The organism is Buttiauxella sp., from assembly GCF_049686335.1.
GTDB lineage: Bacteria > Pseudomonadota > Gammaproteobacteria > Enterobacterales > Enterobacteriaceae > Buttiauxella.
In genome coordinates this window covers 131,781-155,749 of the sequence record NZ_JBAVHX010000015.1, presented here as the reverse complement: position 1 = coordinate 155,749, position 23,969 = coordinate 131,781, and the positions used below count along the sequence as shown (strand labels likewise).

The following is a 23,969-nucleotide window of genomic DNA, read 5'->3' as shown; positions in this document are numbered from 1 at the left end:
GATTACCCTTTTTGCTTTACGGGCTTGTCGGAGGAGACAAAGAACCCCTCCAGAACAATCAGCGCCGCACCGATACAGATTGCCGTATCGGCCAAATTAAACGTGGCGAAGTGCCAGTCACCGACATAAAAATCGATCATGTCGACGACAAAACCGTGCCACAAGCGATCAAACAAATTGCCAAGTGCACCGCCGATAATTAAAGCATAGGCGATGTTATGCAGTTTCTGTGTCGCTTTGGAACGGTACATCAGCACTGCCAGAATCACGCAAATACCGATGGCAATACCCGCAAAGAACCAGCGCTGCCAACCGCCTTTATCCGCAAGGAAACTGAACGCAGCACCATAGTTACGGGCGTAATGCAGATTCAGCGATGGGAACAGCGATACGGTGTCCCCCAGCATGAAATGCTGGAGGATCAGGTATTTGCTGCCCAGATCGACAATCAGGACTACGACCACCAGCCACAGCCAGCGCAAACCAGTCGAACTAATCGATTTACTCATCAGGCAAATTTACGCTTTTCGCCGTCACCGGCTACGTTAGTTACACAGCGGCCACAGATTTCTGCGTGTTCCGCTACCTGGCCGACGTCGGTGGTGTAATGCCAGCAACGCGGGCACTTGTCACCGTCAGCTTTACGCAGCGCCACTTTCAACCCTTTAAGGATTTCGCTTTGCTGCGCGTCTTCAGTTGCCTGCGCATAATCGGTAACTTCGGCACCTGAGGTCAACAGGACAAATCGCAATTCCTCGCCCAGGCTGTTGAGCTTCGCTGCCAGTTCGCTGTCAGCGTACAAAGTAACTGCCGCTTCCAGTGAACCGCCCACACGCTTGTCAGCACGCGCTTGTTCGATAACTTTGTTCACTTCGCCACGCACGGTTAACAGCGTGTCCCAGTAATCATTGTTCATCGTTTCGCTATCAGCCAGGCCGAACAAACCTTCATACCATTCGCCCGTGAAGACATATTTCTCACGGTCACCTGGCAGGTAAGCCCAGATTTCGTCAGCGGTGAAGGACATGATCGGAGCCATCCAGCGAACCAGCGCTTCTGCGATATGGAACAACGCAGTCTGGCAGCTGCGACGTGCAACGCTGTCAGATTTCGCGGTGTACTGGCGATCTTTGATGATGTCGAGATAGAACGAGCCCATTTCGATGGAGCAGAAACGCATCAGGCGTTGCACCACTTCGTGGAAATCGTAGTTTTCGTATGCCGCAAGGATATCGGCCTGGGCTTCTTGCGCACAGCCTACTGCCCAGCGATCCAGTTTCACCATCTCTTCTGGTTTCACCATGTCAGTTTCTGGGTTGAAACCGTTGAGGTTTGCCAGCAGGAAACGGGCGGTGTTACGGATACGACGATAAGCGTCAGCAGCACGTTTCAGGATTTCGTCAGAAACCGCCATTTCACCGGTGTAATCGGTCGATGCCACCCACAGACGCAGAATATCAGCGCCCAGTTTGTTCATCACATCTTGCGGAGAAACGGTGTTACCAATGGATTTGGACATTTTGCGGCCCTGACCATCAACGGTGAAACCGTGAGTCAGTACCTGGCGGTAAGGCGCTTTGCCTTTCATTGCTGTCGAAATCATCAGTGAAGACATGAACCAACCGCGATGCTGATCCGAACCTTCCAGATACATGTCTGCCGCGTGGCCGCTGAATTCAGGACGCACATCAACCACAGATGAATGCGTTGAACCGGAGTCGAACCACACGTCTAAAGTGTCTGGCACTTTGGTGTAGTTATCAGCGTCGTCACCCAGGATGTCGCGCGGGTCGAGATCCCACCACGCTTGAATACCATCTTGCTCAACACGTTTGGCGACTTCTTCCATCAACTCCAGCGTGCGCGGGTGCAGCTCTTCTGTGTCTTTGTGTACGAACATGGACATTGGCACGCCCCAGGTACGCTGGCGAGAGATACACCAGTCCGGGCGGTTCGCCACCATCGATTCGATACGCGCCTGGCCCCAGTCTGGGATCCACTGCACGCCTTTGATCTCTTTCAGAGACTGGGCGCGCAGGCCTTTTTGATCCATGCTGATGAACCACTGAGGTGTGGCACGGAAGATGATTGGCGTTTTGTGGCGCCAGCAATGCGGGTAGCTGTGCAGCAGTTTTTCAACGTGCAGCAGAACGCCTTTGTCACGCAGGATATTGACGATAAGGTCGTTCGCTTTGAACACCTGAACGCCGTCCAGACCTTCGTAAGTACCAGGCAGATAGCACCCATCCGGGCCAACTGGGTTAGCGATTTCAAGATTGTATTTCTGGCTGATGACGTAGTCATCGGGGCCGTGGCCGCCAGCGGTGTGAACCGCACCGGTACCGGCTTCAAGGGTTACATGCTCACCCAGAATAGCTGGCACGTCGAAATCTAAGAATGGGTGTTTGTAGCGAGTCAATTCCAGGTCAGCGCCTTTGGTTTCGCCAAGCACTGTCCACTCGGTGATACCTGCACTTTTCATTACGCCTTCGAGCAAGTCTTTGGCGACGATCAGCGCCTGACCATCCACCTGCACCAGCACGTAGTCGAATTCTGCATTCAGAGAAACCGCGCGGTTAGCTGGAAGAGTCCACGGAGTCGTGGTCCAGATAACCATCGAAACTGGGCCATCAACTTGGGTTGCGCCAAACTTAGCTTTCACCGCGTCAGCATCAACAGCCTGGAAGCTGACGAAGATAGATGGAGAAGTTTTGTCGTAGTACTCAACTTCTGCTTCAGCCAGCGCTGAACGACAGTCGACACACCAGTGAACCGGTTTAGCCCCTTTATGCAGGTGGCCGTTACCAACGATTTTACCCAGCGCACGAATGATGTTCGCTTCGGTTTTGAAATCCATAGTCAGGTATGGACGTGACCAGTCACCCAACACACCCAAACGGATGAAGTCAGCACGCTGCCCATCAACCTGCTCTGCAGCATATTTGCGGCACGCAGCACGGAACTCAGCCGCAGAAACTTTCTCGCCTGGCTTGCCGATGAGTTGTTCTACTTTCAGCTCGATAGGCAGACCGTGGCAGTCCCAACCTGGAACATACGGGGAGTCAAAACCGCTCAGCCCTTTGGACTTCACGATAATGTCTTTCAGAATCTTGTTTACTGAGTGACCAATGTGAATGTTGCCGTTCGCGTATGGAGGGCCATCATGCAGAATGAAGGATTTTTTGCCTTTCTTTGCATTACGGATGATGCCGTACAGGTCATCATCATTCCAGCGAGCCAGCATGCCCGGTTCACGTTTAGCGAGATCGCCACGCATCGGGAACCCTGTTTCCGGTAAATTCAGGGTAGATTTAAAGTCACTCATTAGATTCTCGGTTCCGTAGTTAGCTTGCTCAGGTATTAGGCCCAAAATATTCGCGGGCGGTTACCACATCTTTGGCGATTTGCGCTTTCAGTTCATCAAGCGAAGCAAACCGTTGTTCATTACGTATTTTTTTACGTAGCACCACATCAATATGGTGCCCATATAAGTCCATTACAACGTCCAGCAAATGGACTTCTAACTGTTGGCGCAGACCCGCCACTGTTGGGCGCGTACCAATGTTGGCAACACCTGGCAGCAGTTTGTCGCCAGGGCCTGCGACCTCTACCGCAAATACCCCTTTAACTGGGGATACTTGACGACGGAGCGGTAAATTCGCCGTTGGGAAACCAATGGTTCTTCCCAGTTCATCACCATGCACAACACGCCCGGAGATGCTAAAAGGATGACCCAGTAAACTCTCGGCCAACGCTAAGTCGTCTTCTGCCAGAGCCTGACGCACCGCGGTGCTGCTAATGCGCACGCCACCTTCGCAGAAAGTTTGCGTACTGGTGACGTCAAAGCCATATTCCTGGCCAGCCTTCTGTAATAACAAGAAATCCCCCTGGCGACCAGCACCAAAGCGGAAATCATCCCCCACCGCGAGAAATTTTACCCCGAGGCGGTCGACCAACAGATCGCTGACGAAGTTTTGCGCAGTAAAGGCTGCAAAGCGACGATCGAACCGCACGCACAGCACGTAATCCACACCACATTCGGCCAGATAACGAAGCTTTTCGCGCAGTCGCGTCAGGCGAGCGGGTGCTTTATCGCCTGCGAACAACTCAAGCGGTTGCGGTTCAAAGATCATGACCATCACCGGCAGATTGCGCGCGCGCCCTTGCGCGCACAGCCCTTTTAACAGGGACTTGTGGCCTCGATGAACGCCATCGAAGTTACCAATGGTGAGGACACACCCGTGGTGGTTCTGGCGTAGATTATGTATGCCGCGTATCAGCTTCATGGCTGGCTCAAAACAGTGGAAATCGGCGGATTATATCAATTACCACGGTGAAGGTTAACCGGCGATTGTTCCCTTTGACATAAAGCGTTAAGGATTTCATCGCGCTGGCGTCTGGTTTCTATGTGGATGCGCATCACTGGACGATTTTTGTTGCGAAAAGCTGTATTCATGACCGTGAAGCTGGTAGAATCCGCGCCATCACAACGTAACAAGCTCCGGAAATTTAACGGCGCTTATTTGCACAAATCCATTGACAAAAGAAGGCTAAGAGGGCATATTCCTCGGCCTTTGAATTGTCCACATAGATCATATTTGGGAGTTGGACCTTGGCTAATATCAAATCAGCTAAGAAACGTGCTGTACAGTCTGAAAAGGCTCGTAAGCACAACGCAAGCCGTCGCTCTATGATGCGTACTTTCATCAAGAAAGTATACGCAGCGATTGAAACTGGCGACAAAGCTGCTGCACAGAAAGCATTTAACGAAATGCAACCAATCGTGGATCGTCAGGCTAGCAAAGGTCTGATCCACAAAAACAAAGCTGCGCGCCATAAGGCTAACCTTGTAGCGCAGATCAACAAACTGGCTTAATCGCCTCTTCGTTGGTAGCTTGAAAAAAACCGGCTTATGCCGGTTTTTTTATACCTGAAATTTGTCGAATTAAGCTTCTTTAAACAACGCCGAGTAATCCCGGTTACATACACGCTGAACAGCCGGATGCTGAATCATACGTTCTGCAAAAATCGCGTGATACTCTTCCATAACGTTCTCAATGCGCCCAATCTCAACAATGTTCTTATCATTATAGATGTCCTGCCCGTAGAGCGTCGGTGCGACGAATATCGCATTGTGTGCTGCACCAAAAGCTTTCATCAGCGCGGCATCATCAAACTCCCCAAGGATCTCAACGTTCAATCCCTGAGTGTGTATCCAGTTGAGAATTTTGCGCCCAAGCATCGAGCGACGGCCAGGAATCAACAAACGTCGGGTTTCAAGGCATGCCGGGAAAGGCAAATCTGGCACTGGATTCTGAGACCAGAAGCTAATGCCACACTCGCCGATTTTCACCGAGAACAACCCTTCTTGCTGTGTCGAGTCAATGGGGCAATCGGAGATGATCATGTCCAGTTTGTGTTGGCTCAATTGTTCGAGCAACATTTCGTGAGTCGACTCAAAACAGCGCAGGTGGATTTGTTCATCTTCAACGACTGCCGCATCGAGTACGCCGCTGACCAGGCGTTTAGACAATGCGTCCGCGATACCGACATCAAACAGCAAACTGGACTCTTTGCGATAGTTGACGATATCCAGCATTTCCTGGCTTAAAGTAAACATGCGATCCGCATAGCGGAAAACCAGTTGGCCCAATTCAGAAGGTACCAGACCACGCCCCTGGCGACGGAAGAGTTTACCTTGCAGACGCTCTTCTAATGCTTTGATCTGGCCCGTGATAGTTTGCGGCGTTAAGTAAAGTGCTTCAGCGGCACCAACAACCGACCCTTCTTTGCAAACATGCCAGAAGTAGTAAAGGTGATTGTAATTTATGTGCGACATGCGTTTTCGCTCCCTGAGAAATATTCCATAAGCTAACGGCTCCAGAAGAGCCGTTAGTCGGTTAATTAATTATGCTGGAGTTGCTGGCTAAAACGGCTTCTCAACATGCAGTACCCCACCACTGCTGAAAGCAGCGACCCTAACAATATACCCAGTTTTGCCCAGGTAATCAGCGCAGGATCCGCACCATCAAACGCCAGTGATGCGATGAAGATAGACATGGTGAAGCCAATGCCGCACAGCACGCCCACCGCCATAATTTCTTTGCAGGTGGTTCCTTCTGGCAAGGTCGCCAGCTTCAGCTTCAGTGCAGCCCAACAGAACAAGCTAATTCCAAGCGGCTTGCCAATGAACAGACCTGCCATAATCCCCATCGGTAACAATGAAGTTAAGCCCGCAAAGGTGACACCATCCAGCGATACGCCCGCATTGGCGAAAGCGAACAAAGGCAGAATCAAGAACGCGACCCAAGGATGAAGCACGTGCTCCAGTTCTTTTGCCGGTGAACGCCCTTTCACTTCTTTCAGCGGGATCAGGAAACCGATGATGACCCCTGCCAGCGTGGCATGAACACCGGATTTCAGCACCGCAGTCCACAACACCACACCGACCAGAATATACAAACCGGTACGGCGCACGTTGCAGATATTCAGCAATGCCAGCACCGCAATTGCCCCGGCGGCAACCGCCAGCGAAAGCACAGAAAGGTCGCTGGTGTAGAACAGAGCAATGATAACAATCGCGCCCAGGTCATCAATAATCGCCAGTGCCATCAGGAACACTTTGAGTGCCACCGGTACACGATTCCCCAACAATGCGAGGATACCCAACGCAAAGGCAATGTCCGTTGCTGCCGGGATTGCCCATCCCTCACGGGTGATTGGGTCGTGGAAATTGAACAGCAAATAGATTGCTGCAGGGATAACCATGCCACCCAATGCGGCAATTACCGGGAACGACGCCTGACGCATACTGGCAAGCGAACCGCTGACCATTTCACGTTTTACTTCCAGACCAATCATCAGGAAGAAGATGGCCATCAGTGCATCGTTAACCCATAACAACAGGTTTTTACTGATATCCAGAGAACCGATACGTACTTCTACCGGTGTATTCAAGAACGATTGGTACAACTGACTGGTGGCATCCAGATTAGCCAGAACCATTGCCAGCACTGCGGCAAGGATTAAAAAGATGCCGCTAGAGGCATCGCTATGGAAAAAGCGTTTTAGTTTTTTGGTCATTCTTTCATCCAACCCATTCAAGAGCCTTAAAAATTTAGGGCTTTAATTTGTCTTAAGCATAGCCTGCCTGACACATCGAGAAAAGTAGATTATATTGCGAGAATAACTCGGTTAAAACGAAATGAAAGAGCTGTTAAGCGGATCCAGATTAGGCGCATAAAAAAGCCTGAATCCAAATTATCCGATTCAGGCTTTTGTATTACACAAAGAAGTGTGGAGTTTAGCGGGTCAAATCATCAAAGAATTTCTTCACGCCATCAAAGAAGCTCTTTGAACGCGGACTGTTCTTTTCGCCACTTGGCCCACCAAAACTTTCAGCCAGATCGCGCAGTAACTGCTTCTGCTTTTCGTTCAGGCTGACAGGTGTTTCCACCACAACGCGGCATAACAGGTCGCCCTGAGCCCCGCCACGTACTGATTTCACCCCTTTGCCACGCATTCTGAACAGTTTGCCAGTTTGCGTTTCGCCAGGCACTTTCAGGTTTACACGACCATCCAGTGTTGGCACTTCAATCTCGCCACCCAGTGCCGCCATTGCAAAGTTAATTGGCACTTCGCAATACAGGTTATTGCCTTCACGTTCGAAGATTGGGTGCTGCTTGACCTGCACCTGAACGTACAAATCACCTGATGGAGCGCCATGCTCACCGGCTTCACCTTCACCAGCAAGACGAATACGGTCACCGGTATCAACGCCCGCCGGGATTTTCACCGACAGCGTTTTGGTTTTTTCTACCCGGCCATGACCATGACAGGTGTTACACGGATCTTTAATAATCGAACCGCGACCCTGACAGTGTGGACAGCTTTGCTGCACCGTGAAGAAGCCCTGGCGCATTTGCACCTGGCCTTGTCCATGACACGTCGGGCAAGTTTGTGGTTTGGAGCCCGCTTTCGCGCCGCTACCATGACAAACGTCACACTCTTCAAGTGTTGGAATGCGGATCTCTTTGGTGACGCCACGAACCGCTTCTTCCAGCGTTAAGTCCATGTTGTAGCGTAAATCGGCACCACGGGAAGCGCGTTGACGACGGCCACCACCGAAGATATCGCCGAATACGTCGCCAAAGATATCGCCGAAATCAGCGCCACCGCCACCAAATCCGCCGTGACCGCCGCCGCCCATACCGCCCTGCTCAAACGCAGCATGTCCGTACTGATCGTAGGCTGCACGTTTTTGCTCGTCGGTAAGGATTTCGTAGGCTTCTTTAATTTCTTTAAACTTCGCCTCAGACTCTTTGTCACCCTGATTACGATCCGGGTGGAACTTCATTGCCAGGCGTTTATAGGCTTTCTTGATTTCACGCTCTTCCGCGTTTTTCGGAACGCCTAAAACCTCGTAATAGTCTCTCTTCGCCATCTTTTTTGTCTGCCCCTAACATGCGTGCACGGGCGTAGAGGAAAACCTCGACGCCCGTGCCAGTTACAAACCGCTCAAAGGGCGATTATTTTTTGTCTTTAACTTCTTCGAACTCAGCATCAACAACATCGTCGTCTTTGCCAGCAGAGTTGCCAGCATCAGTCGCGTTGCCTGCTTGTTGTTCAGCGTGCTGTGCCTGAGCCAGTTCCATCAATTTCTGAGAAACTTGCGCCAGTGCCTGCATTTTCGCTTCGATGTCAGCTTTGTCTTCGCCTTTCAGAGAAGATTCCAGCGCGGTCAAAGCAGACTCGATTGCAGTTTTGTCGTCAGCTGGCAGTTTGTCACCGGCTTCTTCAACTTGCTTACGAGTGCTATGCAGCAGGTGGTCACCCTGGTTACGGGTCTGAACCAGTTCTTCGAACTTACGGTCAGACTCGGCGTTAGCTTCTGCTTCACGCACCATTTTTTGGATCTCTTCTTCATTCAGACCAGAAGAAGCCTTGATGGTGATTTTCTGCTCTTTACCGCTATTTTTGTCTTTCGCGGAAACGTGCAGAATGCCGTCAGCATCGATATCGAAGGTCACTTCGATTTGCGGCATGCCGCGTGGTGCTGGGCTGATACCATCCAGGTTGAACTGACCCAAAGATTTGTTATCAGAAGCACGTTTACGCTCACCCTGAATCACATGGATGGTCACTGCAGACTGATTATCTTCAGCTGTAGAGAACACCTGGCTGTGTTTAGTCGGGATAGTGGTGTTTTTGTTAATCAGTGAAGTCATGACACCGCCCATGGTTTCGATACCCAGAGACAGCGGGGTAACGTCCAGCAGCAGTACGTCAGTCACATCACCCGCAAGTACACCACCCTGGACAGCAGCACCGATTGCAACAGCTTCGTCCGGGTTAACGTCTTTACGTGGCTCTTTACCGAAGAACTCAGTAACTTTTTTCTGCACCATTGGCATACGAGTCTGACCACCAACCAGGATGACATCCTGGATATCGGAAACAGACAGGCCAGCATCTTGCAGTGCAACTTTCAGCGGCTCGATAGAACGGTTTACCAGGTCTTCGACCAGGGATTCCAGTTTCGCGCGAGTCACTTTGATGTTCATGTGTTTTGGACCGGAAGCGTCTGCAGTGATGTACGGCAGGTTCACGTCGGTCTGCTGAGCTGAAGACAGCTCAATTTTCGCTTTTTCAGCAGCTTCTTTCAGACGCTGCATAGCCAGTGGATCGTTACGCAGATCGATACCTTGATCTTTCTTGAACTCTTCCACTAAGTAGTTGATCAGACGGCTATCGAAGTCTTCACCACCCAGGTGGGTATCACCGTTGGTTGCCAGAACTTCGAAGGTTTTTTCGCCATCAACTTCATCAATTTCGATGATAGAGATATCGAAAGTACCACCACCCAAGTCGTAAACCGCGATAGTACGGTTGCCAACTTCTTTATCCAGACCGTAGGCCAGAGCCGCTGCGGTTGGTTCGTTGATGATACGTTTTACTTCCAGACCTGCGATACGGCCAGCATCTTTAGTTGCCTGACGCTGAGCATCGTTGAAGTATGCAGGAACGGTGATTACCGCTTCAGTAACTGGCTCACCCAGGTAATCTTCAGCAGTTTTCTTCATTTTCTTCAGCACTTCAGCAGAGATCTGCGGAGGTGCCATTTTCTGGCCTTTAACGTCAATCCATGCGTCGCCGTTATCAGCGCCAATAATTTTGTACGGCATGATAGCTTCATCACGCTGTACTTCTTCGTCCTGGAAGCGACGGCCAATCAGGCGTTTGATCGCGAACAGTGTGTTCTGCGGGTTAGTCACTGCCTGACGTTTAGCCGGCTGACCAACCAGAATCTCACCATCCTGGGTATAAGCAATAATTGAAGGAGTGGTGCGGTCGCCTTCGGCGTTTTCCAGAACGCGAGCAGTAGTACCATCCATAATCGCTACACAAGAGTTGGTAGTACCCAGGTCGATGCCAATAATTTTACCCATCTAAACGTCTCCACTTAAAATTTGTCGTCATATGGTCGTGAACCTGTTATGCGGGCAAACAAGAGTCTTTCAACTGCCCAAACACGCTTTTTTTCAGGTCCATCAACTGCGGTTGCATACAAGATGGGGTCAGTAAGCTCGCCATCAAGGGGCAAGCTAAAAAAAATTTTCATCTTCACACCTGTTTAGATCATAGACTCGCGACCTGCGCCTGATTATGATGCCGCGCCCCGCTGCCCTTTCGCGGCTGTGCGGCGCTTACATATATCCATTTTTAGACGAATTTTAGAGGAACTATGGGCAACACTAAGTTGGCTAATCCAGCTCCCCTGGGCTTGATGGGCTTCGGCATGACCACCATTCTGCTCAATTTGCATAACACCGGCATCTTCCCTTTCGATGTCAATATTCTTGCAATGGGTATTTTCTACGGTGGTATCGCACAAATTTTTGCCGGCCTGTTGGAATTTAAGAAAGGTAATACTTTCGGCCTGACAGCATTCACTTCTTATGGCTCTTTCTGGCTGACTCTGGTCGCCATTCTGATCATGCCTAAGATGGGTCTCGCAGACGCGGCAAACGCACACTTCCTTGGCGCGTATCTTGGTCTGTGGGGCGTATTCACGCTGTTCATGTTCTTCGGCACTTTGGCTTCTGCGCCACGCATGCTGCAGTTCGTGTTCGCAAGCCTGACGGTCTTGTTTGCTCTGCTGGCTATCGGCCATCTGGCTGACAACGAAGGCATTGTGCGCATTGCAGGTTGGGTGGGTCTGGTTTGTGGTTCATCTGCCATTTACCTGGCAATGGGCGAAGTGCTCAACGAGCAGTTCGGCCGCACCGTTTTGCCAATCGGTGAAAAACACTAATTAGTGTCTTCACTGCGGTAAGAAACAAAAACGCGGAGCCAGGCTCCGCGTTTTTTTTATGAATGTTGTAGCGGCCTTTGAACCACTTTATCTTCATGCGTTAAGTCATTTCGCAGCCAAATCCCCAGCGCCAAACCCACCAGCGCCAGTGCCAGCACATACCAGGCGGGCCCCATCGGTGAGACAGCCGATAACATGGTAACGAAGATAGGCGTCAGACCGCCGAAAATCGCATACGACATATTATAAGAGAACGAGATCCCACTAAACCGCACTTCTGCCGGGAATGCTCTGACCATCACATACGGCACAGCACCGACCACACCAACACTTAAACCGACCAGGCCATATAAAAAGAACAGATATTCTGGGTGGCTGGCTGTCAGGTGATAGAACATCCAGCTGCATACGGCCAGTAGTGAACTGCCGATAATAAAGGTTTTACTGGCACCAATTCGGTCGATAACCAGCCCCGCCACGATACAACCAATACACAGCATGACAATCGCAATACTGTTGGCCTGAAGCGTCAGCGCGGGAGCGATACCCAACTGTTTTTGTAACCAGGTTGGCGCCATTAATATGACAACCACAATTCCTGCGGACAGCAACCAGGTCAATAGCATCGAAACCACTACGGCTTTTTTATGGTTTACGATGACTGATTTCAACGGCAACTCTTCTGCCAACGCTTTACGTTGCTGCATCTCAATAAAGACTGGAGTCTCTTGCAACCAGCGGCGCAGGTACATCGCCACCAGCCCGAAAATACCGCCGAGGAAGAACGGAATACGCCAGCCGCCATCGTGAATGGCCTGCTGCGTCATCGAGGTATTAATGATGGTCGCGACAACGGAACCCAGCAAAATCCCAGCGGTTAAGCCTGCGGTTAACGTACCGCACGCAATGCCGATGCGTTTATAGGGGACGTGTTCTGCAACGAAGACCCAGGCGCCTGGGACTTCACCGCCAATCGCCGCGCCCTGGAGCACACGCATCAGCAGCAGTAAAACGGGTGCGGCGATACCGAGCGTTTCGTAGGTTGGCAACATACCAATAGCCAGAGTCGGCAACGCCATCAACAAAATGCTCAGGGTGAACATTTTCTTACGGCCAACCAAATCACCAAAGTGCGCCATGATGATGCCGCCGAGCGGGCGCGCCAGATAACCCGCAGCAAAAATGCCAAAGGTTTGTAGCTGGCGTAGCCATTCAGGAATATCCGCCGGGAAGAATAGCGCGCCGACAACAGTGGCAAAGAAAACGAAAATGATGAAGTCGTAAAACTCGAGGGCGCCACCGAGAGCGGCAAGGGTCAGGGTTTTGTAATCCTGACGATTCAGAGGTCTTGTGCGTTGTGTTGAATGTAGTTGTTGTGACATAAGAACCTGCGCATGAAAATGAGTGTGGTTTTAAGTTTCCATTTTGCTGTAAAGCAAAACTTACTATAACCATCCCTACATGACATACCATAGCCACTACATCTTATGTCACAAACAACCTATTTTTAGAGCTTTATTTCTCGGATTGCACTTTTAGGACGAAAAGATGCTACTACAGCCGCATCAGTTTCAATATAAGGGCCGTCAAGCAACTGTATACAATACGGTACACTTGCAAAGATCCCCGGCACCACAACTTTGCCATCAGCATCTTTTACGCCTTCGAGCGTCTCCTGGATCGATTTTGGCTGGCCTGGCAAGTTCAGGATCAACGCCTGCTTACGGATAACCCCCACCTGGCGTGAAAGGATAGCCGTTGGCACAAACTGCAGGCTTATCTGGCGCATCTGTTCGCCGAAACCAGGCATCACACGGTCAGCTATGGCAAGCGTTGCATCAGGTGTCACATCACGACGTGCAGGACCAGTGCCTCCCGTGGTTAACACCAGGTGACAGGCCATTTCATCCACCAGTTCACACAGCGCTTGTTCAATAAGCGGTTGTTCATCAGGGATTAAACGGGTTTCAATTTGAAAAGGAGTGGTTAAGGTTTTTTCCAGCCAGTCAACGAGCGCCGGAATGCCTTTATCTTGATAGACACCGCTTGAAGCGCGGTCAGAGATGGAAACTAAGCCAATGCGTAAGGTATTCATATCATTCCCGGGAAATCAGCAAACTTAACGGAATGATACACGGCGAAGGGAGTTGCAGACAGGGTGAAACACTAAAAAGCGTGGCCGGAATACACCGGCCACGTTAATGATTACAGCAGGTCGCCGATCATTTTTTCCAGTTTTTCCTGGTCGATAGCAAACTTACGGATGCCGTCAGCCAGTTTATCAACTGCCATTGGATCCTGGTTGTGGCTCCACAGGAACTGGGATTCAGTCATACGCTCTGGACGCGCTTTCACTTCACCGGTGTAAGACAGTTTACGCTCAACCGCACCTTCGCTTTCAGCCAGCTCTTTGAGCAGAGCAGGTGCGATGGTCAGACGGTCACAACCAGCCAGTTCGATGATCTCGCCCAGGTTACGGAAGCTTGCACCCATCACCACGGTTTCGTAACCGTGTTCTTTGTAGTACTGGTAGATTTCAGAAACAGAAACCACACCTGGATCTTCCTGCGGTGCGTACTCTTTCTTATCAGTATTCGCTTTGTACCAGTCGAGGATACGGCCTACGAATGGAGAGATCAGGAACACGCCAGCTTCAGCACAAGCACGCGCCTGAGCGAAGGAGAACAGCAGAGTCAGGTTACAGTTGATGCCCTCTTTTTCCAGCTGCTCAGCAGCACGAATGCCCTGCCAGGTAGAAGCCAGTTTGATCAGGATACGGTCATTGCTGATACCCGCATCGTTGTACATTTTGATCAGACGTTTTGCTTTAGTGATGCTGGCATCGGTGTCATAAGACAGACGAGCATCAACTTCAGTAGAGATACGACCTGGGATCAGTTTCAGGATTTCCAGACCAATATTCACCGCCAGCTTGTCAGTTGCATCCACAACCTGTTGTGCATGATCGCTGCTCTGCTCACGCGCCCAGGCCACCGCATCATCAATCAGTTTACGGTATTCAGGGATCTGCGCTGCATTCAGGATCAGAGATGGGTTAGTGGTAGCATCTTGCGGTTGATACAGCTTCATTGCCGCAATATCCCCAGTGTCCGCAACAACTGTAGTTAGCTGACGCAGGGAGGTCAATTTATCCGTCATGATAGTGTTTCTCGTTAGATGTAACTTGTTAGGGGGATGTAACCAGTCTGGCTTGATGATATCACGACGTAATTCAGGCGCAACCGCAGTGACACATCGGTACGAACTGAACGCGGAACTGATAAATACCGTGTATTATTTGCCTGCAATCTAATGGAGCATGCGCGACAACAGCGCATTAGCCGTGCACACAACGCATGCAAACGAGGGATGTTAATGGCAGATTTTTTTCTGTTTATCAATGAAATACTGTGGGGGTCTATCCTCATTTACTTATTAGCCGGGGCAGGTATCTGGTTTACCTGGCGCTGTGGCTTTGTCCAGTTCCGCTACCTGACTCAACTACGAAGTCTCATTCTGACGAATAAAAGCGAAGATACTTCCGGACTTTCCTCATTTCAGGCTCTTTGCACAAGCCTCGCCGCACGCGTCGGCAGCGGCAATCTTTCAGGCGTAGCGCTTGCCCTGACTCTCGGCGGCCCAGGGGCTATTTTCTGGATGTGGGTGGTCGCCATGCTTGGAATGGCGACGTCGTTTGCCGAATGTACCCTCGCCCAACTCTATAAAACCCGTGATAGCGAAGGCAATTACCGTGGTGGCCCGGCCTGGTATATGGAGCGCGGGCTAGGAATGCGTTGGATGGGGGTGATGTTTTCCGTCTTCCTGATGCTGGCCTTTGGATTAATTTTCAACGCGGTACAAGCCAACTCCATCGCCAGTGCGGTGAATCATGCTTTTGGCATCCCTAAAACCTGGATTGGTATCGCTCTGGTGGTACTGACAGCTGGGGTAATCTGGGGCGGAATGCGCGGCACCGCACGAGTTTCCCAATGGTTAGTGCCGTTTATGGCGTTTATCTGGGTGTTGATGAGCCTGGTGGTCGTGGCCATGAATATCGAACGCCTGCCTGAAGTCATTTCACTGGTATTCAAAAGCGCTTTTGGCTGGCAAGAAGCGGCATCAGGCGCTATTGGATTTACCATCAGCCAGGCCATCACCACCGGTTTTCAGCGGGGCATGTTTTCCAACGAAGCGGGAATGGGCTCTTCACCCAATGCCGCAGCGGCGGCCGCAACCTGGCCTCCACACCCAGCCTCTCAAGGGTTGGTGCAAATGTTTGGCGTGTTCATTGATACCATGATCATTTGTACTGCCACCGCGGGAATTATACTTTTCTCGGGCATTCTGGATACCGCAAACCCGGAGATGAATGGGATTACTCTGGTGCAACAGGCACTTAGCAGTATGGTGGGTTCATGGGGAACAGGATTTATCGCGCTGATTGTGATGCTTTTTGCCTTCACATCGATTATCGCTAACTATGCCTACGCAGAAAACAACCTGCTGTTTTTGCAAAGCAAAAGTCCATTCGCGGTGGTGTTATTCCGGTGCATGGCACTGGTGATGGTGATGTTTGGTACGCTGTCTCCTTTGCCGCTAGTCTGGCAGATGGCAGATGTAGCGATGGCGTTTATGGCGGTCACTAATCTGACGGCGATTTTATTGCTATCGCCTGTCGCTCACGAATTGAGCGCCGATTACGTGCGCCAGTTGCGCCTCGGTGTCACGCCGGTTTTCGACCCAAATCGTTTTCCAGAAATAAAAAGCCAGCTGGATCCCGGCATCTGGGACAATCCCAAGCCACCTGAAACCAGGCGCTAATCGCAACCATTGGCGGATACTTTCAATAAATTTGCTACCATGTAGCCAAAATATGTCGAGTTACATCGCGGCGGCAAGGAACAGATATGCTTATTCTAATTTCACCTGCAAAAACTTTGGATTATCAAAGCGATCTTCCTACTGATCGCTTTACCCAGCCGGAACTGCTGGATCATTCGCAGCAGTTGATTGCAGTCGCGCGCAAACTGAGCGCTCCGCAAATTTCATCACTGATGCACATTAGCGACAAACTGGCATCGCTCAATGAAACCCGTTTTCATGAATGGCACCCTGATTTCACGCCACAAAATGCGCGTCAGGCTATTCTGGCCTTTAAAGGTGATGTGTATACGGGATTACAAGCTGAAGAGTTTAGCGATGCAGATTTCGATTATGCGCAGCAGCATTTGCGGATGCTCTCCGGTTTGTATGGGGTGTTGCGTCCGCTGGATTTGATGCAGCCTTATCGTCTGGAGATGGGCATTAAGCTTGAGAATCCAAAGGGTAAAAATCTGTATGACTTCTGGGGCGATACCATCACCGACAAGCTCAACCAGGCGCTGGCGGCTCAGGGCGATAACATCGTGATTAACCTGGCATCAGATGAGTATTACAAATCGGTCAAACCGAAAAAGCTCAATGCGGAAATTATTAAGCCCGTCTTCCTTGATGAGAAGAATGGCAAATTCAAAGTCATTAGCTTCTACGCCAAGAAAGCGCGCGGATTGATGAGTCGCTACATCATCGAAAATCGAATCACGAAACCGGAACAGCTTAAAGGCTTTAATACTGACGGTTATTTCTTCGATGAAGCAGCGTCTGAAAAAAATGAGTTCGTATTTAAGCGTCACGAGCAGTAAGCCTCTTCGTAGGTCGGAAAGGCTTGCGTCATCCGGCACCACTGCCGTAAATGGTGGATGACGCTAACGCTTATCCACCCTGGCCCCGTTTAGCGATGTTTGTTTTGGCCATAGTGATGACCATTGTCATGATGGTCTTTGTCATGATGATCGTGGTCATGGTGATCGTTGTGATGATCATGCGGATGCCATCTGTTATCACGCCATTCATAATGATCATTCCACCAGCCATGGTCGCGCCAGTTACCACCATCCCAATAGTTTCCGTGATTATCCTGATCGCCAATTTGTAATTTAACTGCCGGAACTAATGTGATTTCTGATGCTTGCGCAGCTAACGGAGCGATGACCAGCATCGATAACGCAAGAATAATTGATTTCAACATAAGTGACTCCTTACCGCATTCATACCCCATATGGGTCGTTAAGGAGAGCATATGCCTTACAGCACGGGGTTGTTATTCTCCGCAATCCTAATCTCTAAGCGCCCGCATTTATTGGGAATTCCTACATTTTCCCTCCTTGTTTCCTGCACATTTCCTCCATGATTCACACGTCACTCACCATACTGAGTAAATCGTAGGGTGGATAAACGAAGTGTCATCCACCCTATGTCGGATGACGCAAGCTTATCCGACCTATGAAAGCCTCAGGTATTACGCTTTGTTCATCATCAATGCACGCAGCGCGGCGAAATCAGCGGGCAGATTATGAGAAAGCAGCGGCAAATCAGCGCGTTCAGCCAGTTCTGCTGGCAGCGGTAGCGTTTCGCCCAGGATCTCTTCCACGCTTTCCTTGAACTTCGCCGGGTGTGCCGTTCCGAGGAACAAGCCGTATTCGCCAGGCTGGAGCTGGTCACGCAGCGCACGATAAGCAATGGCCGCATGGGGTTCAGACACGTAGCCCACCGCTTTCAGCTCTTTCATGGTGGCTTTGGTGGTTTCGTCGGTCACGGCCGCATAACCCAGATCGGTCAAACGCCAAATCTTACGGCGGAACAGCTCTTCCACACGCGGCCAGTTGTTTGGCTGACTGACGTCCATAGCGTTAGAAAGCGTCGCAACGGTCGTTTTCGGTGCCCACTCGCCATTGGTTAAGAAGCGTGGAACGGTGTCATTCGCGTTGGTCGCCGCAATAAAACGTTTGATCGGCAGGCCGAGCGATTTTGCCAGCAAACCCGCCGTCAAATCGCCAAAGTTGCCGCTTGGTACGGAAACCACCAGCTGATTGCGCGCCTCCTGAGGCAGCTGTGAAACCGCTTCAAAATAGTAGCAAATCTGTGCCAGCAAACGGCTGATGTTAATGGAGTTCGCCGAGTTTAAACCCAACGCGACCTTCAGTTCTTCATCATCAAATGCTTGTTTCACCAGCGCCTGGCAAGCATCGAAATCACCATCGATAGCCACGGTTTCGATGTTTCCACCCAGCGTACAGAACAGTTTTTCCTGCAGTGGGCTGATTTTGCCGCGTGGATACAGAATCACAACGCGCACGTTTTTCAGGCCGTAGAACGCATGTGCAACAGCCGCGCCGGTATCACCAGAAGTTGCGGTCAGAATCGTCACCGGTTTGTCGCCGCTGATATGCGTCAGCATTTGCGCCATAAAGCGGCCGCCAAAATCTTTAAACGCCAGCGTCGGACCGTGGAACAGCTCAAGGCAGCCAATATCAGGTTCAACACTTTTCACCGGCGCCGGGAAAGCAAAGGCCGCACAAACACGTTCTTCGAGAATTTCTTGCGGGATTTCATCACCAATAAAAGCAGACAGAATTTTGCTGCTGCGGGTGACAAAATCCATCTTCAACATGTCGTCGATTTCAGTCAGTTCAAATTCCGGCAAATCGTGTGGAAAAAACAGCCCTTGCTGTTTACCCAGCCCCTGTACGATTGCCTGGGAAAAATTGACCTGCTCGTTATGATCTTTAAGGTTATACAGTTTCATGCGTTATCCCAGAACTCGTGCGCCCGCCGTGTCCAGACGGCAAATATGTACAAAACCTTCCTGGTTCTGCAAATAGTGTTGGCTGAGCCAGTCAGCCACACGTTGTGCGGTATCAGTGTTATCGCACAACGCAAACAGTGTTGGGCCGGAGCCCGAAATACCACTCGCCACCGCACCAATATCCGCTGCCGCCTGACGTGCCTCGTTAAAGCGTGGCAGCAGTTTTGCGCGGTACGGCTCGGCAATCACATCCCGCATCAGTTTTGCCGCAAGCTGTGGCTGGCGGGTGTGACAGGCGTGAATAAAGCCCGCCAGATGGCGACCATGGCTGATGCAATCCTGGCGGCGATACTGCGCAGGAAGAATGGCGCGCGCTTCCGCGGTCGAGACTTTAATCCCCGGATACGCCAGCACCCACAGCCATTCATCAAAACCCGGAACAGACTGGCTGATGATGCCATTTTCTTCAATCATCAATTGCATGCCGCCCAGGAAGCAAGGGGCAACGTTGTCATAATGAACGCTACCCGAAATGCGCCCTTCCAGCTCGCCCATCAGGCTCAACAAACGGTTGTCACTAAGTGGTTTGCCGCAGTATTCGTTCATCGCCATTAAACCCGCAACCACAGAACACGCGCTCGACCCAAGCCCTGAGCCAATTGGCATACTTTTTTCGAGCGTCATAGCGACCGGAATATTTTTGCCAATTTCCTGGCAGAAGCGTTCCCAGCACTGATAGACGATATTCTCGCGCGGCTCGTCAGGCAATTTGCTGGCAAAGCGACCAATGTTATTCAAACTAAATGTGTCTGCCGCTTCAACAGTCACATAATCCCCAAGCAGCGAGCCATCAATCGGTGACACTGCCGCGCCCAGCACATCAAACCCGACACTCATATTGGCACTGGAAGCCGGGGCGTATACTTTAACCATCTTAAACTCCTAACTTCCATGACAAAGTGCGCAGTAAGTCGGCGAACACGCCGGCTGCAGTCACATCATTTCCGGCGCCATAACCGCGAAGCACCAGCGGTAACGGCTGATAATAGTGGCTGTAAAATGCCAGGGCATTTTCGCCGTTTTTAACTTTATACAGTGGGTCGTTACCATCTACCGCATCAATTTTGACGTGGCAGCTTCCATCCGCTTCAATCACACCGACATAGCGCAGCACTTTTCCTTCTTCGCGGGCTTGTGCTACACGTGCGGAGAACTCATCGTCCAGTTGCGGTATGCGTGCCATGAATGATTCAACATCACCTGTGGAATCAAATGTCTGCGGTAACACGGGCTCAATGACAATGTCGGAGAGCTCAAGATTGCTGCCGGTTTCACGCGCAAGGATCAGCAGCTTACGCGCCACATCCATACCGGACAGGTCATCACGCGGATCGGGTTCGGTATAACCCATTTCGCGAGCCACACTAGTCGCTTTTGACAGGCTCATGCCTTCATCAAGTTTGCCAAAGATAAACGACAGCGAACCAGAAAGAATGCCGGAGAAACGTTGTAATTCGTCACCCGCATTCAGCAAATTCTGCAGGTTTTCGATAACCGGTAAACCTGCACCCACATTAGTGTCATAGAGGAATTTACGACGGGATTTTTCCGCAGCGTTGCGCATTTGATGGTAGTAATTCATGCTCGAGGTGTTCGCCTTTTTGTTCGGCGTCACGACGTGGAAACCTTCTCCCAGGAAATCTGCATATTGATCGGCAACCGCCTGGCTTGAAGTACAGTCGACAATCACAGGGTTCAGCAGGTGATACTCTTTCACCAGACGGATCAGGCGTCCAAGATTGAATGGCTCTTTAGCCGCCGCAAGCTCTTCTTCCCAGTTCTCTAAATTCAGGCCGTGAATATTTGTCAGCAGCGCTTTGGAGTTCGCCACACCGCAAACCCGCAGATCGATATGCTTTTTCTTAAGCCATGCCTGCTGGCGTTTAACTTGCTCAAGCAACGCCGCGCCCACACCACCGACTCCAATAAGGAATACTTCGATGACCTGGTCGGTATTGAAAAGCATCTGGTGCGTAACGCGAACGCCGGTTACCGCATCGTCATTGCTGACCACCACAGAGATAGAGCGCTCGGAAGAACCCTGAGCAATCGCCACGATATTAATGTTTGCCCGAGCCAGTGCGGCAAAGAACTTGGCGGAGATGCCACGCAGGGTACGCATACCGTCACCCACTACGGAGATGATCGCCAGGTGCTCCATGATAGCCATCGGCTCAAGCAGCCCTTCTTTCAGCTCGAGATAAAACTCATCTTCCATCGCTCGACGCGCACGGACGCAATCTGCCTGCGGCACACAGAAACTGATGCTGTATTCAGAAGAGGACTGAGTAATCAGCACCACTGAAATGCCCGCACGAGACATCGCTGCAAACACGCGCGCCGCCATGCCAACCATGCCTTTCATGCCTGGACCTGAAACGTTGAACATCGCCATATTATTCAGGTTGGTGATGCCTTTAACCGGTAAGCCATCTTCATCGCTTTCCCCACCGATTAAGGTGCCAGGTGCTTGAGGATTTCCGGTATTTTTAATCAGGCAAGGGATTTGGAACTGAGCGATTGGGGTGATAGTGCGTGGGTGAAGGACTTTAGCGCCGAAGTACGAAAGCTCCATGGCTTCCTGATACGACATCGATTTCAGCAGCCTGGCGTCCGGTACCTGGCGCGGGTCACAGGTATAAACACCGTCAACGTCAGTCCAGATCTCACAACAATCCGCACGTAAACAGGCGGCCAGCACGGCAGCTGAATAATCAGAACCGTTACGACCTAATACGACTAATTCGCCTTTATCGTTTCCGGCAGTGAAACCTGCCATCAGAATCATATGGTCAGCCGGAATGCGGCTGGCAGCGATACGGCGAGTAGACTCGGTAATATCGACAGTGGACTCAAGGTAATGCCCAACGGCGAGCAGTTTCTCTACCGGATTAATCACTGTCACGTTGTGCCCGCGAGCTTTGAGCAGTTCAGCCATGATAGCGATGGAGAGCTTTTCACCACGGCAAATGATCGCGGCGTTGATGCTGTCCGGACATTGGCCCAGTAAGCTGATGCCATGCAGCACATGCTTCAGTTGAGCAAACTCCTGGTCAACCGTTGCTTTGAGTTGTTCGAGTGGGAAACCAGGTTGTGCTTCAGCAAGGCCTTTCAGGAGCTCGCTAAAAATACGTTCTGCGTCGCTGATATTCGGTACTGCATCCTGGCCGCCGATGGTTTTTTCAATCATGGCAACGAGGTGATTGGTAATTTTCGCCGGGGCAGACAGCACGGTCGCAACCTGCCCCTGTTTGGCATTGCTTTCCAGGATATCGGCAACACGGAGAAAACGCTCCGCATTTGCCACTGAAGTACCACCGAATTTCAACACTCGCATTTATTATTACCCTTGAGTTTTTAGTCCAAAAAAAAGCCCGCACTGTTTAGGTGCGGGCTTTTTTCGTTTTTCCTGGTATGCGTCAGCCCGCACCGTTACCTGTGGTAATGGTGGTTGTAATAATTGTGGTCATTGGGCTGATGCGAATCATGGATGTTGTGTGCTCGAAATATGATTTACCTATATTGACTAAAGTATCCGGCAGGCTAAGTCAATTTATTTTTAATTTTACCCATAGGAGTAAGGCTATGGGTGAACGCTGATAAATCCTCAGAAAACGTGCTCATTGCCCTGAGAAAAGTGGGACATCACATCCCACATTCACTAGTTTTAATTCAGTTATCAGCATTTTTCTCTGGCAGTTTTTTTTCAATATCATGCAGCAAACGATGCAACATTGCCGTGTCACGCTGAGCCAGAAGCCCAAGACGTTGCTGTAACCAGTCGACCATTTTTTGGTCATTACTGGCTTCCACACGTTCCAGAAGTATCGTGATTCGCGAACGCAGCGCATTCAATTGTTGAGCGTCAACCACATCCTGCTCGGGTGCATCTTGCTGCATCAGCGCCGACAGTTGATAGCAATAAACCATGACCGCCTGGCCGAGATTGAGCGACGGATAATCAGCCACCATCGGCACACCAGTTAACACATCGGCCAGTTCCAGTTCTTCGTTGGTTAATCCTGAATCTTCGCGACCAAACACCAGAGCCGCCGTTCCTACCCAGTTACGCTTCTCTTCAAGTAACGGAACCAGTTGTTGTGGCGTGGCATAGTAATGGAATTTTGCGCGGCTACGCGCAGTTGTCGCGATGGTAAAATCGACGTCATGCAAAGCGTCCGCCAGCGTGTTGAAATGCAGCGCATTATCCAGCACATCGCCAGAACCATGAGCGACCCAACGGGCTTCCGGTTGACGGTCGGCTTCACTGTCAACAACACGCAATTCCGCGAAACCCATGGTCTTCATCGCACGGGCGGCTGCACCCACATTTTCAGCTCTGGCTGGAGCGACCAAAATAATTAAAAAACGCATGAAAAATCTCTTTTAAAAAAATATCCAAAAACGGACAGTCACAAAACCCAAATGATAATACGCGGCAAAAATTTACATTAAAGTAACATTCACCTATAAAATACATGTAATGCGAATCATAAACACATTGAATATTTTCACGTGGTTAGACCAGCATCATAAGACCTACTAAACCGCACTATTACCTTGTTTTAATTCATTAAAAATAGGTATACCTGCTATCAACAATCAGATTTACACTGTTTAATAATCAATTGACGTAACTATATTGATTATTAGAAAAATGTGACGCAAGCTCGCAAAACGCTACGATGATTTCATCAAACTGTTAACGTGCTACAATTGAATTTGATATATGTCAACGAAGCGTAGTTTTATCAGATGTCTGAAGCGGTCCTGCCTGTTATGTTGCTGTTAAAATGGTTAGGATAACAACCGTTTTTGACACCGTCGGGTCCAGAGGGAAAAGTACCCACGACCAAGCTAATGATGTTGTTGACGTTGATGGAAAGTGCATCAAGAACGCAATTACGTACTTTAGTCATGTTACGCCAGACATGTTAATTTATGGCATGTATTAGGCAGGTCAGGGACTTT

21 protein-coding genes, 1 pseudogene and 1 other annotated feature are annotated in these 23,969 nt (G+C 50.4%); of the genes and pseudogenes, 4 read left to right on the top strand and 18 right to left on the bottom strand.

From position 1 onward, the window contains the following. Positions 1-2 precede the first annotated feature (2 nt). Genes lspA through ribF form a run of 3 tightly spaced genes read right to left on the bottom strand, consistent with a single transcriptional unit; the run spans position 3 to position 4,286 of the window. On the bottom strand, positions 3-509 hold the full coding sequence (gene lspA / locus WBL83_RS13070; protein ID WP_424589554.1) for a signal peptidase II: 507 nt from the start codon (positions 507-509) through the stop codon (positions 3-5). Continuing rightward, a complete protein-coding gene (gene ileS, locus WBL83_RS13065; protein ID WP_424589553.1) occupies positions 509-3,325 on the bottom strand; it encodes an isoleucine--tRNA ligase in 2,817 nt (938 codons plus the stop codon). The genes lspA and ileS overlap by 1 nt, the downstream gene beginning before the upstream one ends. A 28-nt stretch (positions 3,326-3,353) precedes the next feature. After that, a complete protein-coding gene (ribF, locus tag WBL83_RS13060) occupies positions 3,354-4,286 on the bottom strand; it encodes a bifunctional riboflavin kinase/FAD synthetase (RefSeq protein ID WP_424589552.1) in 933 nt (310 codons plus the stop codon). Positions 4,287-4,612: 326 nt separating this feature from the next. Between ribF and rpsT the strand changes: the two genes are divergently transcribed. After that, positions 4,613-4,876 (top strand): 30S ribosomal protein S20, encoded by a 264-nt coding sequence (gene rpsT, locus WBL83_RS13055; protein ID WP_034459390.1) that lies wholly within the window; start codon positions 4,613-4,615, stop codon positions 4,874-4,876. A gap of 69 nt (positions 4,877-4,945) precedes the next feature. Here the strand turns inward: rpsT and nhaR are convergent, their stop codons facing one another. From nhaR to WBL83_RS13030, 5 genes are all read right to left on the bottom strand, one after another. Continuing rightward, positions 4,946-5,839 carry a transcriptional activator NhaR gene (gene nhaR, locus WBL83_RS13050; protein WP_424589551.1) on the bottom strand — a complete coding sequence of 298 codons (894 nt, stop codon included), beginning with the start codon at positions 5,837-5,839 and terminating at the stop codon, positions 4,946-4,948. Positions 5,840-5,904: 65 nt separating this feature from the next. Beyond that, complete coding sequence (nhaA, locus tag WBL83_RS13045) at positions 5,905-7,083, bottom strand: Na+/H+ antiporter NhaA (RefSeq protein ID WP_424589550.1); 1,179 nt, start codon at positions 7,081-7,083, stop codon at positions 5,905-5,907. 220 nt (positions 7,084-7,303) lie between these two features. Next, on the bottom strand, positions 7,304-8,443 hold the full coding sequence (gene dnaJ, locus WBL83_RS13040; protein ID WP_424589549.1) for a molecular chaperone DnaJ: 1,140 nt from the start codon (positions 8,441-8,443) through the stop codon (positions 7,304-7,306). Between the two features lie 85 nt (positions 8,444-8,528). Continuing rightward, the gene (gene dnaK / locus WBL83_RS13035; RefSeq protein ID WP_424589548.1) at positions 8,529-10,448 is read right to left on the bottom strand and encodes a molecular chaperone DnaK; all 1,920 of its coding nucleotides are present in this window, start codon (positions 10,446-10,448) and stop codon (positions 8,529-8,531) included. A gap of 14 nt (positions 10,449-10,462) precedes the next feature. After that, entirely contained in the window at positions 10,463-10,621 is a 159-nt protein-coding gene (locus WBL83_RS13030; RefSeq protein ID WP_424589547.1) for a hypothetical protein, read from the bottom strand. A 123-nt stretch (positions 10,622-10,744) separates the two neighbouring features. Here WBL83_RS13030 and satP point away from each other — a divergent pair, with 123 nt between their 5' ends. Beyond that, positions 10,745-11,314, top strand: coding sequence for an acetate uptake transporter (gene satP / locus WBL83_RS13025; protein WP_424589546.1), 570 nt, complete (start codon positions 10,745-10,747; stop codon positions 11,312-11,314). Between the two features lie 56 nt (positions 11,315-11,370). Here satP and WBL83_RS13020 read toward each other — a convergent pair whose 3' ends face one another. The 3 genes from WBL83_RS13020 to tal form a co-directional block, all read right to left on the bottom strand. Then, entirely contained in the window at positions 11,371-12,696 is a 1,326-nt protein-coding gene (locus WBL83_RS13020) for an MFS transporter (RefSeq protein WP_424589545.1), read from the bottom strand. 125 nt (positions 12,697-12,821) lie between these two features. Beyond that, on the bottom strand, positions 12,822-13,409 hold the full coding sequence (gene mog / locus WBL83_RS13015) for a molybdopterin adenylyltransferase (protein WP_424589544.1): 588 nt from the start codon (positions 13,407-13,409) through the stop codon (positions 12,822-12,824). Positions 13,410-13,519: 110 nt separating this feature from the next. Next, on the bottom strand, positions 13,520-14,473 hold the full coding sequence (gene tal, locus WBL83_RS13010) for a transaldolase (protein WP_424589543.1): 954 nt from the start codon (positions 14,471-14,473) through the stop codon (positions 13,520-13,522). 216 nt (positions 14,474-14,689) lie between these two features. Between tal and WBL83_RS13005 the strand changes: the two genes are divergently transcribed. Both WBL83_RS13005 and yaaA read left to right on the top strand, forming a co-directional pair. Then, the gene (locus tag WBL83_RS13005; RefSeq protein ID WP_424589542.1) at positions 14,690-16,135 is read left to right on the top strand and encodes an alanine/glycine:cation symporter family protein; all 1,446 of its coding nucleotides are present in this window, start codon (positions 14,690-14,692) and stop codon (positions 16,133-16,135) included. 86 nt (positions 16,136-16,221) lie between these two features. Next, a complete protein-coding gene (gene yaaA / locus WBL83_RS13000) occupies positions 16,222-16,995 on the top strand; it encodes a peroxide stress protein YaaA (RefSeq protein WP_424589541.1) in 774 nt (257 codons plus the stop codon). Positions 16,996-17,084: 89 nt separating this feature from the next. Here the strand turns inward: yaaA and WBL83_RS12995 are convergent, their stop codons facing one another. The 7 genes and pseudogenes from WBL83_RS12995 to yjjY all read right to left on the bottom strand — a co-directional run bounded on the left by WBL83_RS12995 (position 17,085) and on the right by yjjY (position 23,917). Further along, positions 17,085-17,381, bottom strand: a complete 297-nt coding sequence (locus WBL83_RS12995) for a DUF2502 domain-containing protein (protein ID WP_424589540.1) — start codon at positions 17,379-17,381, stop codon at positions 17,085-17,087. Between the two features lie 270 nt (positions 17,382-17,651). Further along, positions 17,652-18,938: a threonine synthase gene (thrC, locus tag WBL83_RS12990; RefSeq protein ID WP_424589539.1), complete on the bottom strand. Its 1,287-nt coding sequence runs from the start codon at positions 18,936-18,938 to the stop codon at positions 17,652-17,654. Positions 18,939-18,941: 3 nt separating this feature from the next. After that, entirely contained in the window at positions 18,942-19,871 is a 930-nt protein-coding gene (gene thrB / locus WBL83_RS12985) for a homoserine kinase (protein ID WP_424589538.1), read from the bottom strand. Between the two features lies 1 nt (position 19,872). Then, positions 19,873-22,335 (bottom strand): bifunctional aspartate kinase/homoserine dehydrogenase I, encoded by a 2,463-nt coding sequence (gene thrA, locus WBL83_RS12980; protein WP_424589537.1) that lies wholly within the window; start codon positions 22,333-22,335, stop codon positions 19,873-19,875. Positions 22,336-22,361: 26 nt separating this feature from the next. After that, positions 22,362-22,479 (bottom strand) — a sequence feature (Thr leader region). After that, positions 22,418-22,486, bottom strand: a complete 69-nt coding sequence (thrL, locus tag WBL83_RS12975) for a thr operon leader peptide (protein ID WP_072009468.1) — start codon at positions 22,484-22,486, stop codon at positions 22,418-22,420. Its footprint overlaps the feature before it by 62 nt. A 184-nt stretch (positions 22,487-22,670) precedes the next feature. Beyond that, positions 22,671-23,372 (bottom strand): tRNA/rRNA methyltransferase, encoded by a 702-nt coding sequence (locus WBL83_RS12970; protein WP_424589536.1) that lies wholly within the window; start codon positions 23,370-23,372, stop codon positions 22,671-22,673. A gap of 403 nt (positions 23,373-23,775) precedes the next feature. Further along, positions 23,776-23,917, bottom strand: a pseudogene (yjjY, locus tag WBL83_RS12965) (protein YjjY). Positions 23,918-23,969: the final 52 nt, after the last annotated feature.

Excerpts from the sequence above, each read along its gene's own strand:
- lspA (WP_424589554.1), bottom strand. The coding sequence starts at position 509 with ATGAGTAAATCGATTAGTTCGACTGGTTTGCGCTGGCTGTGGCTGGTG.
- ileS (WP_424589553.1), bottom strand. The coding sequence starts at position 3,325 with ATGAGTGACTTTAAATCTACCCTGAATTTACCGGAAACAGGGTTCCCG.
- ribF (WP_424589552.1), bottom strand. The coding sequence starts at position 4,286 with ATGAAGCTGATACGCGGCATACATAATCTACGCCAGAACCACCACGGG.
- nhaR (WP_424589551.1), bottom strand. The coding sequence starts at position 5,839 with ATGTCGCACATAAATTACAATCACCTTTACTACTTCTGGCATGTTTGC.
- nhaA (WP_424589550.1), bottom strand. The coding sequence starts at position 7,083 with ATGACCAAAAAACTAAAACGCTTTTTCCATAGCGATGCCTCTAGCGGC.
- dnaJ (WP_424589549.1), bottom strand. The coding sequence starts at position 8,443 with ATGGCGAAGAGAGACTATTACGAGGTTTTAGGCGTTCCGAAAAACGCG.
- dnaK (WP_424589548.1), bottom strand. The coding sequence starts at position 10,448 with ATGGGTAAAATTATTGGCATCGACCTGGGTACTACCAACTCTTGTGTA.
- WBL83_RS13030 (WP_424589547.1), bottom strand. The coding sequence starts at position 10,621 with ATGAAAATTTTTTTTAGCTTGCCCCTTGATGGCGAGCTTACTGACCCC.
- satP (WP_424589546.1), top strand. The coding sequence starts at position 10,745 with ATGGGCAACACTAAGTTGGCTAATCCAGCTCCCCTGGGCTTGATGGGC.
- WBL83_RS13020 (WP_424589545.1), bottom strand. The coding sequence starts at position 12,696 with ATGTCACAACAACTACATTCAACACAACGCACAAGACCTCTGAATCGT.
- mog (WP_424589544.1), bottom strand. The coding sequence starts at position 13,409 with ATGAATACCTTACGCATTGGCTTAGTTTCCATCTCTGACCGCGCTTCA.
- tal (WP_424589543.1), bottom strand. The coding sequence starts at position 14,473 with ATGACGGATAAATTGACCTCCCTGCGTCAGCTAACTACAGTTGTTGCG.
- WBL83_RS13005 (WP_424589542.1), top strand. The coding sequence starts at position 14,690 with ATGGCAGATTTTTTTCTGTTTATCAATGAAATACTGTGGGGGTCTATC.
- yaaA (WP_424589541.1), top strand. The coding sequence starts at position 16,222 with ATGCTTATTCTAATTTCACCTGCAAAAACTTTGGATTATCAAAGCGAT.
- WBL83_RS12995 (WP_424589540.1), bottom strand. The coding sequence starts at position 17,381 with ATGTTGAAATCAATTATTCTTGCGTTATCGATGCTGGTCATCGCTCCG.
- thrC (WP_424589539.1), bottom strand. The coding sequence starts at position 18,938 with ATGAAACTGTATAACCTTAAAGATCATAACGAGCAGGTCAATTTTTCC.
- thrB (WP_424589538.1), bottom strand. The coding sequence starts at position 19,871 with ATGGTTAAAGTATACGCCCCGGCTTCCAGTGCCAATATGAGTGTCGGG.
- thrA (WP_424589537.1), bottom strand. The coding sequence starts at position 22,335 with ATGCGAGTGTTGAAATTCGGTGGTACTTCAGTGGCAAATGCGGAGCGT.
- WBL83_RS12970 (WP_424589536.1), bottom strand. The coding sequence starts at position 23,372 with ATGCGTTTTTTAATTATTTTGGTCGCTCCAGCCAGAGCTGAAAATGTG.